General features: G+C 58.8%; 15 protein-coding genes. 3 read left to right on the top strand and 12 right to left on the bottom strand.

The window, feature by feature from the left end; translation table 11 throughout:
- The first annotated feature begins 16 nt into the window (after window positions 1–16).
- Together gloB and HY36_RS02055 are read left to right on the top strand one after the other, a co-directional pair.
- Window positions 17–790 (top strand): hydroxyacylglutathione hydrolase, encoded by a 774-nt coding sequence (gloB, locus tag HY36_RS02050; RefSeq protein WP_035547533.1) that lies wholly within the window; start codon window positions 17–19, stop codon window positions 788–790.
- Window positions 790–1,236, top strand: a complete 447-nt coding sequence (locus HY36_RS02055) for a cupin domain-containing protein (protein ID WP_035547536.1) — start codon at window positions 790–792, stop codon at window positions 1,234–1,236. The genes gloB and HY36_RS02055 overlap by 1 nt, the downstream gene beginning before the upstream one ends.
- Here the strand turns inward: HY36_RS02055 and HY36_RS02060 are convergent.
- The 6 genes from HY36_RS02060 to cysS all read right to left on the bottom strand — a co-directional run bounded on the left by HY36_RS02060 (window position 1,233) and on the right by cysS (window position 7,977).
- The gene (locus HY36_RS02060) at window positions 1,233–2,042 is read right to left on the bottom strand and encodes a glycosyltransferase family 2 protein (RefSeq protein ID WP_051602400.1); all 810 of its coding nucleotides are present in this window, start codon (window positions 2,040–2,042) and stop codon (window positions 1,233–1,235) included. The genes HY36_RS02055 and HY36_RS02060 overlap by 4 nt on opposite strands.
- Complete coding sequence (locus tag HY36_RS02065; protein ID WP_162175932.1) at window positions 2,039–3,286, bottom strand: O-antigen ligase family protein; 1,248 nt, start codon at window positions 3,284–3,286, stop codon at window positions 2,039–2,041. The genes HY36_RS02060 and HY36_RS02065 overlap by 4 nt, the downstream gene beginning before the upstream one ends.
- Before the next feature lie 40 nt (window positions 3,287–3,326).
- Window positions 3,327–5,309: a threonine--tRNA ligase gene (gene thrS, locus HY36_RS02070; RefSeq protein ID WP_035547544.1), complete on the bottom strand. Its 1,983-nt coding sequence runs from the start codon at window positions 5,307–5,309 to the stop codon at window positions 3,327–3,329.
- 277 nt (window positions 5,310–5,586) lie between these two features.
- The gene (yidD, locus tag HY36_RS18060) at window positions 5,587–5,934 is read right to left on the bottom strand and encodes a membrane protein insertion efficiency factor YidD (RefSeq protein ID WP_081805980.1); all 348 of its coding nucleotides are present in this window, start codon (window positions 5,932–5,934) and stop codon (window positions 5,587–5,589) included.
- A 1-nt stretch (window position 5,935) separates the two neighbouring features.
- The gene (locus HY36_RS02080) at window positions 5,936–6,397 is read right to left on the bottom strand and encodes an iron-sulfur cluster assembly scaffold protein (protein WP_035548288.1); all 462 of its coding nucleotides are present in this window, start codon (window positions 6,395–6,397) and stop codon (window positions 5,936–5,938) included.
- A 194-nt stretch (window positions 6,398–6,591) separates the two neighbouring features.
- Window positions 6,592–7,977: a cysteine--tRNA ligase gene (gene cysS, locus HY36_RS02085; RefSeq protein ID WP_035547550.1), complete on the bottom strand. Its 1,386-nt coding sequence runs from the start codon at window positions 7,975–7,977 to the stop codon at window positions 6,592–6,594.
- Window positions 7,978–8,351: 374 nt separating this feature from the next.
- Between cysS and folE the strand changes: the two genes are divergently transcribed.
- A complete protein-coding gene (gene folE, locus HY36_RS02090; RefSeq protein WP_035548292.1) occupies window positions 8,352–8,969 on the top strand; it encodes a GTP cyclohydrolase I FolE in 618 nt (205 codons plus the stop codon).
- A 53-nt stretch (window positions 8,970–9,022) separates the two neighbouring features.
- Here the strand turns inward: folE and HY36_RS02095 are convergent, their stop codons facing one another.
- The 6 genes from HY36_RS02095 to HY36_RS02120 form a co-directional block, all read right to left on the bottom strand.
- Window positions 9,023–9,799, bottom strand: coding sequence for an alpha/beta hydrolase (locus HY36_RS02095; protein WP_035547553.1), 777 nt, complete (start codon window positions 9,797–9,799; stop codon window positions 9,023–9,025).
- A 27-nt stretch (window positions 9,800–9,826) separates the two neighbouring features.
- The gene (locus HY36_RS02100) at window positions 9,827–10,342 is read right to left on the bottom strand and encodes an RNA pyrophosphohydrolase (protein ID WP_035547556.1); all 516 of its coding nucleotides are present in this window, start codon (window positions 10,340–10,342) and stop codon (window positions 9,827–9,829) included.
- Window positions 10,339–11,640: a divergent polysaccharide deacetylase family protein gene (locus tag HY36_RS17560; RefSeq protein ID WP_081805981.1), complete on the bottom strand. Its 1,302-nt coding sequence runs from the start codon at window positions 11,638–11,640 to the stop codon at window positions 10,339–10,341. Before HY36_RS17560 ends, HY36_RS02100 begins: the two co-directional genes overlap by 4 nt.
- Before the next feature lie 81 nt (window positions 11,641–11,721).
- Window positions 11,722–13,044, bottom strand: coding sequence for a S41 family peptidase (locus HY36_RS02110; RefSeq protein WP_051602452.1), 1,323 nt, complete (start codon window positions 13,042–13,044; stop codon window positions 11,722–11,724).
- A gap of 27 nt (window positions 13,045–13,071) precedes the next feature.
- Entirely contained in the window at window positions 13,072–14,310 is a 1,239-nt protein-coding gene (locus HY36_RS02115; protein WP_081805982.1) for a murein hydrolase activator EnvC family protein, read from the bottom strand.
- 10 nt (window positions 14,311–14,320) lie between these two features.
- A complete protein-coding gene (locus HY36_RS02120; protein WP_051602402.1) occupies window positions 14,321–14,851 on the bottom strand; it encodes a hypothetical protein in 531 nt (176 codons plus the stop codon).
- Between the last annotated feature and the right edge of the window lie 6 nt (window positions 14,852–14,857).

Here is a 14,857-nt window from a genome sequence, read left to right on the forward strand (position 1 = left end):
TCTGCTGGAGACACTGATGACGAAGATCACCCTCGACATACACAAATTTCCCTGCCTGAACGATAATTACGGCTATCTCGTGCATGAAGCCTGGTCAGGACAAACCGCCGCAATCGACACGCCCGATGCCGACAAATACCTGGCAGAAGCGGATCGAATGGGCTGGTCAATCAGCCACATCCTGAACACGCATTGGCATCCGGACCATGCCGGCGGCAATCTGAAGATCAAGGACGCAACCGACTGCACGATTTACGGACCCGCCGGCGAAGCCGGGAAAATTCCCGGTATCGATGTGCAATTGTCGGAAGGCGACCGCGTTGAGCTTGGCCGCGCGACAGCAGTCGTTCTGGATGTGCCCGGCCACACACTTGGACATATCGCGTTTCACTTTGCAGAGCAGAACACTGCCTTTGTCGGCGATTCCGTTTTCGCACTTGGCTGTGGCCGCGTGTTCGAAGGGACGATGGAAATGATGTGGGACAGCCTGTCCAAGCTGAAATCCCTGCCGCCAGAGACGCAATTGTACTGCGCACATGAATACACTCAGGCAAATGCCCGGTTCGCAGAGACCATCGATCCGGACAATACCGATCTGGCGGACTATATTCGATGGATCGATGATCGCCGGTCACGCGACCTGCCGACTGTACCGACTCGGCTCGACAAGGAACTTGCGACAAATCCATTCCTGCGCGCCGATGATCCCGCGCTGCAAAGCGCCATGGGCCATCCGGGCAATACAGTTGACACCTTTGCGGAGATCCGGACCCGAAAGGACCGCTTCTGATGCCCGCCATTTCCGGCGACCTCGGCGCAAACGAGATCATTCGAATGCTGGGCCTGAGGAAGCATCCGGAAGGCGGTCATTACAGCGAAACGTATCGCGCCCCTGCCCTAAATGGGGAACGTGCTGCATCAACAATGATCTATTTCCTGCTGCAGGCAGATGAAGTCTCTGCGTGGCATCGGGTTGATGCAGACGAATTCTGGCTGTGGCATGCAGGCGGTCCGCTGTCCCTGACCCTGTCACCACCCGATGGACAAGGGGCACGCGCCATGACCCTCGGTCCGGATTTGCGCGCTGGCCACTCCCCTCAGGGAATCGTTCCGGCAAACTATTGGCAGACCGCAGAAACCCTTGGCGCGTGGACGCTTGTTTCCTGCATCGTCGCACCCGCTTTTCATTTCGGAGGCTTCGAACTCGCACCAGACCAGTGGCGCCCGGTCATCTAGCCACGCATTTTGAGCGCTTGTTTCATCAACGGAGACAGGATCGCCACAAGCCAGCGCTCGCTCCGGCTCCTGGCAAACTTGCGGAAATAGCGGGACAGGCTCTGCGCCTTGTGTTCGAGAACCGCATCAGATGGAACATCCGAAGTCGAACCATAATGCAGCGCGCTTGCATGCGGTTGATACACAACGCTTCCGCCCATCTCGATCACACGGCGACACAGATCAACGTCTTCGACATGCAGGAAATAGTCTTCATCGAAGCCCCCCATGCTGCGAAATGCCTGACGGTCGATCATGAAGAACGCACCGGAAACCGCCCCGACTTCGATGGATTCTCTTGGAGGCGGGTCGTTTTCCAACGTCCATTTCCCAAACCCCATCGCACGGGCAAGCGTCAGCGTATTGCGCCGGCCACCGCGTTCCTCCCGGCCATGAATATCGAATATCTTGCCGCCAACCAGAACGGGTTCAGCGCGCTGGTCCATCGCGCCCACCATGCGCGCCAATGACCCGCGCCTGAGAACGGCATCAGGATTGATCACAAGCAACAACTTGCCAAGCGCGCCGGCGGCGCCCTTGTTCACGCCAGCGCCAAAGCCGGGATTGGTCCCGTCCCTGACCAGATGAACCTTGTCAGACTTTGCCTCGAACTGATCAATCCACTCCTGCTCACCAACTGGGTTGCCGTTGTCCACGACAACAATTTCGGAGACGTCCGGATCGGATTTCAGGGCATACAGACATTCGTGAAGGCGTGGCCCGGTGTGATAGCTCACCACGATCGCCGTAATTGTTGGAAGGGTCATGCAAGCGAATCCCGTACCCGCCGTGACAGAAGAAAGAGCGCGCCGACGGCCAGCGCCAGAGTCGCCCAGAACGCTTCGTTCCAGACACTGTAGGAGAAGCTGAAAAGACACAGCGCCGCTGCGAGCATTCCCGCCGTCGCATAGCGCACATCAACCCTCAACCTGTCGCCCAGGGGAAGTGTCCATCCAAGAAGCAGGATTGCCAGCGATGCAAGCGCCGCACCGATCAATCCGGTCTCCGCCCATATCTGCAAGGCCATATTGTGAGGGTGTCCGGGCACGACGGGATAATAGGCCCAGAAGTCCGGCAGCTGCGCCATCCAGTCAGGATACTCCGCATAGGTCTCCTGCCACGTTTTCGAGGCCTCAATTCCATGCCCCTGCAGCGGCGCCTCTCCGATCTTTCCGATCACAACCTCCCAAGACCAGGCGCGCGACTGGAAGGAGCCCGGCAGATTGATCCCGGCTGCCTTTACCAAGCCCAGCAATCCGCCGATCAAGAGCGGTGCACTCAGGAGATAGGCAGCGGCGAAGGTGAACAAGCCGCGCAATCCATATTTCGGGAACACGCGCACCACCAGAAATGCGACCAACATCAAGATCGCGCCAAACATGGCAGCGGATACTCCGAGCAAGGCAAAACTGGCGACGCTCGCCAAAACAGCGACAAGCGCGAGCACCTTCCAGGCCAGACCCGCCCGCGTTCCCAGATACGCAGCGAGTATGGGCAACACGAGTGCGAACGCATTGGCGCCCCGGTCCAGATTCTGGAACCCACTCGGATACTGCGCAGGATCGTGATCATAGAAAAACGGAATGACAGATGCCGCCAGGAAAGGGCTGAGCCAGACCATGACACCGTGAATCGAAACGCTTCCCAGCATGATACGGGATGAAACCTGAGCGCGCCCCTCCTGAATTTTAAGCAGACCGCCCACCAGTAAAACTGCGAATGCTAGGACGAGTGCGAGACGCAATCCGGCTGACCGAATCGCCAGGTCACCTCCGAAGATACTGCCGCTGATGATTCCTCTCGACCCGGGAGACCAGAATTCGGTGATCACGGCCCAGGCAATGAATGCGAGTGCCGCCAGGACATACGCCTTCGGCCGAATTCCGGGTCGTGCAATAAACAGTACAGGAACAGCCGCAAGACCAAGCAAGAGTGGATTGCCCTGCGTGCCCGCCATGCTGGTAATCGGCCACAACAGGAATGCAGCGGCAAGAAAAGGTGCGTAACTCATGTCACGCATCTTTTCCTGATCTGCCCGGCCTGTCACCCGTCTATTCGGCGCTGCTGACCTTCAGGTCAGGCGCCAGCGCTTCCTGCGCGAGGTCTACACATGCGTCATCCAGAGAGATCATCTGCTGACCATTGCTGCCCAAGCGGCGAAGCGCGAGCGTACGATCTTCCGCTTCGCGTCCGCCGACGACCGCGATGATCGGGACCTTCTGAACGGAGTGCTCACGGACCTTGTAGTTGATCTTCTCATTGCGAAGATCCGTCTCGACACGCAGCCCGGCCTTCCGCAGCGCCTCGGCGGCCTCTTCGGCATAATCGTTGGCCGCGTCCGTGATGGCGGCAACCACGACCTGCACTGGCGACAGCCAGAGCGGGAACGCGCCTGAGAATTCTTCGATCAGGATACCGATGAACCGCTCCATCGATCCCAGGATCGCGCGATGCAGCATGACGGGGCGCTGTTTCGATCCATCCGGCGCTGTGTACTCTGCGCCGAGACGCTCAGGCAGCACATAGTCAAGCTGCAGCGTACCACACTGCCAGACGCGGCCAATCGCATCCGTCAGCTGGAATTCCAGCTTCGGACCATAGAATGCCCCCTCGCCCGGCATGATCTCACATGGCAGGCCCGCCGCATCGACCGCCTCCTGAAGGCCTTTCTCGGCCCGGTCCCACGTCTCGTCACTGCCGGCACGCACATCCGGACGCGTGGACAGTTTCACCGCAATGTCTTCAAAGCCGAAGTCACGATAAACACTTTCCAAGAGGCGACAGAACTTGATCGACTCCTCGACGATCTGGTCCTCACGGCAGAAGATATGCGCATCGTCCTGCGTGAACTGACGAACGCGCATGATGCCGTGCAGCGCGCCATGCGGCTCGTTGCGGTGACAGCATCCGAATTCTGCAAGGCGAAGCGGCAGGTCACGATAGGATTTCTGGCCCTGCTTGAACACTTCGACATGCGCCGGGCAGTTCATTGGCTTCAGCGCCATCAGCTTGGCATCTTCCGGCACGGAGATTTCAACGCCTTCATCCCCTTCCGGAATGAAATCCGGAACGATGAACATGTTCTCGCGATACTTGCCCCAGTGACCGGATTTCTCCCACTGAACGGAGTCCATCAGCTGCGGCGTCTTGATCTCTTCATAGCCTGCCGCATCGAGGCGGCGACGCATGTAGGATTCAATCTGACGCCAAATCTGATATCCTTTCGGATGCCAGAAGATGGAGCCCGCCGCAGCGAGGCCATCGAGATGGAACAGGTCCAGCTGCGTGGCCAGCTTGCGGTGGTCGCGCTTCTCGGCCTCTTCCAGACGCGTGAGATGGGCTTTCAGGTCTTTCTCGTTCGCCCAGGCCGTGCCGTACATGCGCTGCAGCATCTCGTTCTTCGAGTCCCCGCGCCAGTACGCACCCGCCAACTTCATCAGTTTGAAGGCTTTTGGCAATTTGCCCGTCGATGGCAGATGCGGCCCCCGGCACAGATCGAACCACTCACCCTGCTTGTAGACCGTGATCGGTTCGCCCGGCGGGATGATGTCGTCGATGATCTGAGCCTTGTAGTCTTCGCCGATCTTCTTGAACGTCTCGATGGCATCTTCCTTCGCCCAGACTTCGCGGATGATCGGATAGTCTGCATCGACAATCTCGCGCATCTTCTTCTCGATCTTTTCGAAGTCTTCCGTTGAGAAAGGCTCCTCGCGGGCGAAGTCGTAATAAAAGCCATCATCGATCACCGGTCCGATCGTGACCTGTGCATCGGGATAGAGTTCCTGCACCGCCTGGGCGAGCACATGCGCCGCGTCATGGCGGATCAGTTCAAGGCCATCGGCATCATTCGCCGTGACGATCTCAATGCTGGCATCCCCCTCAAGCGGGCGCATCAGATCCCTCAGTTCGCCATCAACACGCGCGGCGAGCGCTTTCTTGGCAAGGGAGTTGGAAATGGATTTGGCGACATCGAACGGAGACGCACCGTCTTCATATTCTCGAACGGAGCCGTCTGGCAGGGAAACTTTGATCATGGTTCAGTCTTTTCGTGCATATCGGCGCTGCGGGCAGCGCGGCAAATTCGGTTCCGGTCTGGCCCTTTATCCGGCGACTGCTTAACGCGACTTCACCAGATTTCCCACCCCATACACATTGAACGTGCAGTCTGGCAGGCCGGAGCCAGAGGCCGGGGTTCATTTCAGGCTTTTTACGGGTGCGTGATGCGGGCGCGCAGCAGCGCGGCCAAGGGCGCGTCAGGCACCCCGGCGAGTTCGTGTGGTCAGGCCAACAGGGCCGAAAAGGCAACGAATATCACTCATTGCAATTTATATGGCACGACGCGTTCCGGTTTTCAATTCGCGCCATCACCTTCCCGGCTGACCATTCGCCATATCGCCAAGGCTGCCAGAACGGCGCTTTCGGTAGGGATTCGGGCACAGGATCTCTTCCAAGACTTCCCCCGGGCCTGCACCGGATAAAACGCGCCAGCGCCATCCAGATGCCCGGCCACCAACCGAAGCGCGCAACACATTCAGCGCCATATTCGCTGCAAGTCGGTGTGTGCTGGCAACGTGCGCCGAAGGCATAGAAAACCTGGCTCGGCCCGTGTTTGTAGAGCCAAAGCAAGCTCTCCGCCGCGTGCCGCCTCAGCCCGGCCATCTCAATTCACTGCCGCTCGCGACGATCCGCGACTGGCGAGCGCCTCATCGATGGCCGCGACAGCCGCCTCAAATGCCAGCAGGGTCGATGTGTGCCGCGGTGGATAGTCCGCCACGGGCTCAAGATGGCGCAGCTCCCAGAACCGGCCTTCCGGTGGGGGGCCATTGTCCTTCAACATGTCTTTCAGCGCATCGCGCGCCGCGATGATTTCTTCAATCGTCGCGCCAACGGCATGTTCGGCTAGGATCGATGTCGCGGCTTGCCCCAGCGCGCACGCCTTGGGATCTACAGCAATCGCAGTCACGCGCTCGCCTGCCTCGTCCAGTGTCAGGTCCACTTTCACGGTCGATCCGCACACGCGGGACACTTTCAGCACGGACCCGTCCGGCGACTCCAGATCGCCAACATGCGGGATGCCTGCTGCCAGTTCCAGGACGCGGTTATGATATAGCTCGCTCATCACCCGGAACATGGCTCTGGGTCGCCCCTCTTGCAAGCTATTGCAGCTGTGACGAAAAAAGCCGCCTGATGATGACCCAAAGGCCCATCAGGCGGCGAAGTGTGTCTTGCATTGAAATCGGGACGCTCAGGCCCGGTCCGCACCAGACCGAACGGCGCGCTTAAGGTCAAATAAAGCTTCCGTCATGGGCAACGCTGTCAGGTCCGTCTCCAGGTCGAGCCGCCTGCCCCATCCATGATCTCGATACCTTCGGCAGCAAGTTCATCGCGAATGCGATCTGCCTCTGCCCAATCCTTTGCCGCGCGAGCATCAATCCGGGCCTGAACAAGCGCATCAATTCGCGCCTTGTCGTCATCATCGCCGCCCTGTTCCCAGCTTGTCGGCGTCATCGTCAGCAGGCCGAGAAACGCCCCTGCATCCAGCAGGTTGGCGCGCGCTGTCGCCATGGCGTCAACATCGCCTTTGTCGGCAGCGGTGTTCGCTTCCCCTGCCAGACGGGAAAGGGACGCCAACGCCTCCGGCGTATTCAAGTCATCACACAGCGCATCAAACACGCCGCGGTCATCGATCTCTCCGCCTTCAGCGGCCCAGACCCGGCGAAGTGCGCCATAGATGCGGTCGAGTGTCGTCTTTGCCTGTTTCAGCAGGTCTTCGGTCCAGTCCAGGGGCGCGCGATAATGCCCGCTCAACATTGCAAAGCGCAGCACCTCGCCCGGCCATTTCTGGAGCAGGTTATGAACCAGGACGACATTGCCGAGAGACTTCGACATCTTCTCGCCGCCCATATCAAGGAAGCCATTGTGCAACCAGTAATTCGCCATGACCTCGCCATGCGCACATTCGGATTGGGCGATCTCGTTCTCATGATGAGGGAATTGCAAATCAATCCCGCCGCCATGAATGTCGATCGTCTTGCCAAGATGTTTCGCGGCCATGGCCGAGCATTCGATATGCCAGCCGGGGCGTCCCCTGCCCCACGGGCTATCCCAGATCGCGTCTTCCGGCTCGCCGGGCTTGGCGAACTTCCAGAGGGCAAAATCTGCCGGATCGCGCTTGTCCGCATCGACCGCAACCCGCGCGCCGGCTTCATTGTCTTCCAGCTTGCGACCTGACAGCTTGCCATAGTCGGACATGGTCTTGACGGAGAACCAGACGCCTTCCTTGCCGACATAGGCATAGCCCTTGCGAACAAGCTTTTCGATCATGTCGATCATCTCGCCGACATGCTGCGTCGCCCACGGCTCAATGCTCGGAGGCAGAACGTTCAGCGCCGTCGTGTCAGCATTGTAGATGTCCGCGAATTTCCGGGTGATTTCCGCAATCGGCTGACCGCTCTCCTGGCTCGCCTTGATGATCTTGTCTTCGATGTCGGTGATGTTGCGTGCATAGACGACGGCATCCTCACCATACACCCGCATCAGCAGACGCCGCAGCGTGTCAAATACGATGGGCGGGCGCGCATTGCCGATATGGGCGTAGTTGTAGACGGTTGGCCCGCAGACATACATCGTGACCCGGGCCGGATCCTGCGGCTCGAATACGCGCTTTTCACGCGCGGCGGTGTCATAAAGGCGGATTGTCATGGTCTTATGGCTCGATTTCGAAAGTCTGAGGAATGCGCTGGCTTCGGGAATATATGGCCAGCCCTAATGGCTCGTTGAGGCGTCAACAGCAACAGCAGCAGGCAGAACAGCGGTGAAATCGGATCGTTTTCATCCGCGAGCCAGTATCATTGACGTACAAAAAAGCCAAGAAATGACTCATCCACTGGCGCAACGTCACCGTAGAAAGGGCTGGAAACAGGGCATTCACGCCCTTATGTTCCTCATATCGCCCTGAGGGTATCAACTCCGGGCGGGCGTTAAGTCCGGGCAGGGGAGCAAGATGAACGCGCTTTCCCAGACCAAGCCTCGGCTCGACCCCCGTCCCTCAGTCGAAGGAAACTTCAATCATGGCAATGGACGCCATCACTCCCAATAAAGACAAGGCACGCGCTGAGCCTGTGAAGCGCCCCACCGTTCAGGAAGCTGAAGAGGCCGTTCGCACGCTCATTGCATGGGCTGGCGACGATCCACAGCGAGAAGGCCTGCTTGATACGCCAAAACGCGTGGTCAATGCCTACAAGGAATGGTTCTCCGGCTATGACGAAGACCCGGTAAAGTACCTGTCACGCACCTTTGAAGACGTGCAGGGCTATGACGACATCGTCATGCTGCGCAGCATTGACGTGGAAAGCCATTGCGAACACCACATGGCGCCTTTCCTCGGCAAGGCTTACGTGGCCTACATGCCATCGGCAGCCGTTGTGGGTATTTCCAAACTGGCACGTGTCGTGGAGATCTTTTCCAAACGCCTGCAGACACAGGAAACCATGACAGCGCAAATCTGTGATGCGATCACCGAAAGCCTGGCCCCTATGGGCACGGCTGTCCTGATTGATGCCGTCCACGAATGCATGTCCACGCGCGGCGTTCACCACAAGGATGTCAGCACGATCACCACGCAATTCACGGGCGTGTTCAAATCTGATGCAGACCTGCGCAACCGCTTCCTGCGCATGGCTGGCAAGGGCTGAGCCGCATCTTCATCGAAACAGGAAAGCCCTGACCGGATGGTTGAGGCTTTTCTTTATGGGGCCTCTTGAAGCCTAGCCCGCTCCAGCCAAGCGACAATATCGGCCACAACCTTGTCCGTGCCCGGCTCATCAACGATCCAGTGCGCGTTATCCTTGTACTCCAGGAAGTCTCCGGCGACGGGGCTCTTGGCGTATTTCTCACCGACCTTCCGAACCCCCTTGGCAGGCGTTGCCCGGTCAGCTCCTGCCGCGATGGTCAGTGTAGGAATTTTGATCAGGGATTCGTCAATCTCAATGCCATCGGATATGTCGCCATAAACCTTGCCCGAGTCATACAGGGCACTTGCATAGATTTCCGCATGCCGACGACGCGCAACCTTGTTGAGCACGCCATACCGGAAGCCTGACTGCCAAATCTTGTACCCCTTGGTGCGGTCACGTCCGATCAGGATATTCAGGAAAGTATACGCAACCGACAGCGTCACCACAGCGCAATCCTTGGGCTGCGCAGGCGTAAGGAACACCGCCTGACTGACAAGCCCCTCCTCTGCCAGGCACTGCGCAATGAGGCCGCCCATCGAATGGCCAATTACCGCGGGCGGCGCACCCGTCTCCTCCGCCATCGCGCGCGCTTTGTCAGCCATCGCCGAGACATAATCATCCAGGCCAAGTTCCGCGAGCGATTCAGGCGGGTTCTCGGGAACGCGGCGATCCGGAAAAAGGGTTGGCGCTTCGCAGAGCCAGCCAGCCGCCTCAAAGCCGGGCCGCATGCGATCCCAAACCTCTCCGCCGCACCCGATACCATGGATCATCAACAGGGATTTTGTCATCACGGCGCCCTTCAGGTCTGCTGGTCTCTAGCCTTGGGTTTCCTTGTGGCCCGGAACCGGTTCGCACCAGGTCCGAAACCGTTCGGCCACTTCGGAGTACACCATCCGCTTGAAGGGTACGACCATGGACGGAACTTCCTCAAGACGTGCCCAGCGCCATGCATCAAATTCCGGCGTGTGCCGGTCCAGGCGCACATCACTGTCAGAGCCCTTGAAGCGCAACGCGAACCATTTCTGCCGCTGCCCGATATAGGGCCCCGGCAGGCGCTTTTTCACGTCATGTGGAAAGTCATAGTAAAGCCAGTCGGATGTCTCTTCGAGAACGTCTACGAGCTTGTCGGGAATTCCGACTTCTTCTTCGAGTTCTCGTAGCGCCCCAACAAGCGGTGTTTCGCCCTTGTCGATCCCGCCCTGCGGCATCTGCCATTGGAAGGCCCCACGGCCATTTATCCTGCGGCCAATGAAAACATGCCCCGCCTTTGAAAACACGGCGAGGCCGACATTCGGCCGATACAGGTCTGGATCAGGTATTGTTACGCTCACCCTTCAGGGTTTAGCGGAGCCTGCATCAAGCTTCCAGTCTTCACCGGCTGCAACGCGTCATTTTCTGCAGACTTTTCAGCGGTCAGCGCGGAGACAGGGGCAAGAAGAACGCCGCGAGTCTGCAGATCCTTCGTCCAATCCTTCGCGATCTCGATGGTTAGCGGGTAGGCATACCCTGCCCCCATCGAACCGCCGCTTTCCTTGGCCAGTGTTTCCAGACCAAGCAACTCATTGCGGATATCATCCGCGTTCATTTTGGCGTCGATCGTGCTGGCTGCACGCGCATATTTCAGATTCGTCTGGCCAGCTGCCGTGTCAAATGCACCACCAGAGAAGCTGCCATCTTCTATCAGCGCGACACCGCGATCCTTGAGAATGTCCAGAACCGAGTTCACCGCGCCTGCGTCTTCTGCAAACTTGGCACCCTGATAGTTGATAATGCCGAAATAGCCGCTTGCACGGCTGAGCAAACGCTCAAGCCGCGGAATGTTTCGCGTACCATCATCATTTGCCAACAGCGTCTGCGGGTGCATCTTCATACGCCCGTACTCAAATGCCTCCATCGGCACTTCGATCAGGACTTCATGACCCTTCTCGCGCGCTTGATTGACCCAATATTGGAGGTTCCCGGCGTCCGGCGCGAAAGACAAAGTCACTTCAGGCGGGAGCTCGTTGATCGCGGCTTTCGTATGTGTGGCATTGATGCCGAGTCCGCCGATGACGAGCGCGACAACCGGCTGGTTGCCCGGATTGGCAAAGGGGCGCGCGTACACGTCTGATGGTGCCCGGCCCTCAGCAGAGATACGCGGCAGGGTCAGCCCGTTCACGCGCTCTGACAGACCGGAAATCGGCGCGGGGTCGAGCGACGTGATCCGGGTTATTTCCCCATAGGACTCGCCCGGCCGCACCAGGGTGCCGTTGATGCGAATGCCTGCACCCGCTGAATCTTCATCGCCCTGACCTGTTGGTTGGGCCTCGGCAGCCAAAACCGGCGCCTCGCTGTATTCCACGCCCAATGTGGGTTGCATGCCGATGGTGTCGTCATCCGCCAGAACGACCGTCGCCGCAACGCCGGTCGGCGTTTCCGATTTAAGGCGCGTTTTCAGATTGGCTTGCGACCCCTGACTTGTCTCGAACAGGGCAAGCACCTCACGAGGGCCTGAATTTGCCGGATTGCCGGAATAATGGATCACAGCGCCAAGGCTGGCGGCGATGCCTCCGAACACGAGCAGGCTCAATCCGGTATGAGTCAGACCCGAACGCAATGGAGACGGGTCGGCATCCCTGCGGCTAGCCATTCATGGACCTCATTAATCAGATTGGTGCATTCCGAACGAACAGAATTGCATCCAACTGGTTAACAGGTTGCAAAGATCTCGTTAACCAGCTCGGCGAATTGCACTGGCGGTAACAGTGCCTTCGTTCAACATTTCCACAGCTCTTTTCAGCTGATAGTCCTCACCATCCCAGTCTTCAGGCGGCTGTTCGTCCGGCATGGAGATGTCCTGGCGAGCCTCGCCATCTTCATTGGCAAGCGCATGCGGAAGATCTGCTTCCGACCAGCGCTTGATGCGGGCAAGCTCTTCTTCGGTCAGGCGCGATTGCGTGATCTCGATATCCGGATCAATTCCGAGCGCCTGAATCGAGCGACCGGCCGGCGTGTAATAGCGCGCCGTGGTGAGGCGAACTGCGCCACGATCTGCGCCAAGCGGGATGACTGTCTGCACTGAGCCTTTGCCGAAACTGGTTGTGCCAATCACGGTCGCGCGATTGCGATCCTGTAGTGCGCCAGCGACGATCTCTGACGCAGACGCTGACCCACCATTGATCAGCACGATCATTGGCGTGCCTTTGAAGACTTCGCCAGACCGGGCATTGTAGCGCTCCATATCCGAGATACGGCGACCTTGTGTGGACACGACCTCACCGCCTGACAAGAACATGTCAGACACGGAAACAGCCTGATCGAGCAGCCCGCCGCCATTGTTGCGCAGGTCAAGAATCAAGCCACGCGGACGCGAGCCAGTCTCCTTGGCAATTTCCTCAATCGACTCTTCCAGCAGCAGTGTCGTGCGCTCATTGAAGGTTGAAATACGGATATAGCCGATGTCGTTTTCCTGCATCTTCCAAGTGACGGATTTCTGCTGGATAACTTCGCGGGTGAGCGTCACATCGAATGGGTCAACACCTTCGCGAAGAATGGTGATGTCGATATCGGTCCCCTTCTCACCGCGCATTTCCTTCACGGCATCATTCAGGGTCTGTCCAATGATCGGCGCGCCATTGATGGCTGTGATCAGATCGCCCGGCTGAATTCCAGCCCGGCTGGCTGGCGTATCATCCATCGGCGAGATCACCTTCACAAAGCCATCTTCCATCGTGACTTCAATGCCGAGCCCGCCATATTCCCCGCTGGTCTGCACCTGCATGGAGCGGAAATCATCGGGATCGAGATAGCTTGAATGCGGGTCAAGCGAGGTCAGCATGCCATTGATGGCGGCTTTCATCGCGGCCTTCTCGTCAATCTCGGTCACATAGTCCTGACGGGCGCGGGCCAGTATTTCAGCGAACAGGTCCAGCTGCTGATACGTGATCATCCGTGGGTCTTCCGCGCGGTCTTCCGGCGACGCAAAGGCAGAGAACCCCACAGCTGCGCCACCCAATACGACACCGAGGGCAGCCCCCGTCAGTAGTGAACGCATATTGAAGTCCTCCATAATCCTTTGACCTTAGCTCCGGCCTGGTAACCAGTCTGCCGGATTCATCACCTTGTCGCCAAGCCTTAATTCCATATTCAATTCGGGAACGGGGTCTGCGCGGTCGGGCATCCGGCCCACGGGCTCGCCTGCAGAAACGCCTTGGCCTTCAGTGACATAGATCCGGCTCATACCTGTAAGAATAACATGGTAGCCGTCACTCGTCCGCAAAATTAACATTGATCCATACGTCCGGAACGGACGGGCATATTCCACTGTACCGCCTACAGGCGCGACGACTTGTGCATTGGCCCGCGTGGCAAAAGCCACCCATTCCGATTTTCCGCCAGTCGGCAATTTTTCCCCAAACGCCCTTGCCAGCTGCCCCGCGACTGGCGGCTTGAGTGCGCCCAACACCGCCTTCCCAAGCGGTCGCGAAGAAGGTGAGCGCTGGATGGAAGAGGAAGACTGGCGAGACGAAGGCGAGCTGGAGACGAGGCGTGGTCGCAATTCAGGTTTCACACCGGGCGCAGACGGGGCCTGGGCCTCGAGCGACTCCAGCAGGGATCGCAGATCCTGCTCCTTCGCGCCGATTTCCGCCGCCCGGGCCTTCAGCGCAGCGATGTCTCCGGACAAGTCTTCGAAATTGCCGCGCTTGGCTGCGGCCAGCCGCTCGATCTCGACCTGCTTCAGCGCGAGGGTGGCCTCCGCTGCTTCCAGTCTCGCCTTTTCGCCCCGGATACGCCGCTCCAGTTCGTTCAGCCATTCGATTTCGGTTGCTAGTTCTTCTGATTGGGAGGCAAGACGCGGCGTTGTTTCGCTCATCAAAATGGCACGGCGCACAGCGGTATTCGCCTTGTTGGGGGATACAATCAGCGCAGGTGGCTTGCGCCTGTTCGATGCAGCGAGCGCAGCAAGCAGGTCTTCTAGTGCCTGGCGGTTCTCAAGCAATTTCATTTGCGCCGATACACGACGCGTCCCGAGATCGATCAGGGATTTTTCGGCACTCGAAGCCTGTTCTTCCCGGCGCTGGGATTCCATCGCCGCCGCGATCAGTTGCGTATCAATATTCTTGATGTCGCTGAGGGCTGTCTCGCCAGCGCTTTCGAGCGCCTCCAGCTTGCGCTCTGCCGCAACGCGCTCAGCTTCCAGCGCGTCGAGCTCTTCACGCGAAAACGTCTCCGGCATCGCCGCCGTCAGGGCGAACGCAGAAAACAGGAACACAAGAGACCGGCACGTCGCGCGCATCCTGCCCTTATCGCAGCTGGTCATGACTTCAATATTAACCAAGTTGCCTCAACGCTGCCTCGATCGCTGTCAGCTCATCCGACACCAAAGCGCAATGGACGGCGTAGTCAGATGGATCAAAGGCTGGCGCACCTTCCAGGAAATGCCGGATCAGGATCACGCAAGTGTTCGCGTCTCCCACGATAGACGCCGCGCGATCCCCCGCCCCGCCGTGAAGCACATCATTTCGATAGGCCGCCAATCTCAAGACCGCTTCGATCTGGCGCGCCGTTGCCGGCAATTGTTCCGGCGGCAGCAGAAACTCGTCAGAGCGGGCGCGGCGCAGCAACAGTTTCAAGGGCGCCACCTTCGTCGGCGACTTAAGGTCCAGCGTGTCGGCATCGTTTGCCGTCTCATAGGCTGACAGCGCCGCGATGGCTGCGCATTTCAGCGCAGTAACAAGACCGACGCTCACCCAACGCCAGCGCTCCGGGTCGCGCTCGACCTCGGCCACTTCCCGCCTCGCCAGTTTCAGCGCCTCCAAGGCACCTGCCAGAGCTGGCGTGATCTTGTCAGCAGCCGCCACGCGAGG

Source organism: Hyphomonas atlantica corrig., assembly GCF_000682715.1.
Taxonomy (GTDB): domain Bacteria; phylum Pseudomonadota; class Alphaproteobacteria; order Caulobacterales; family Hyphomonadaceae; genus Hyphomonas; species Hyphomonas atlantica.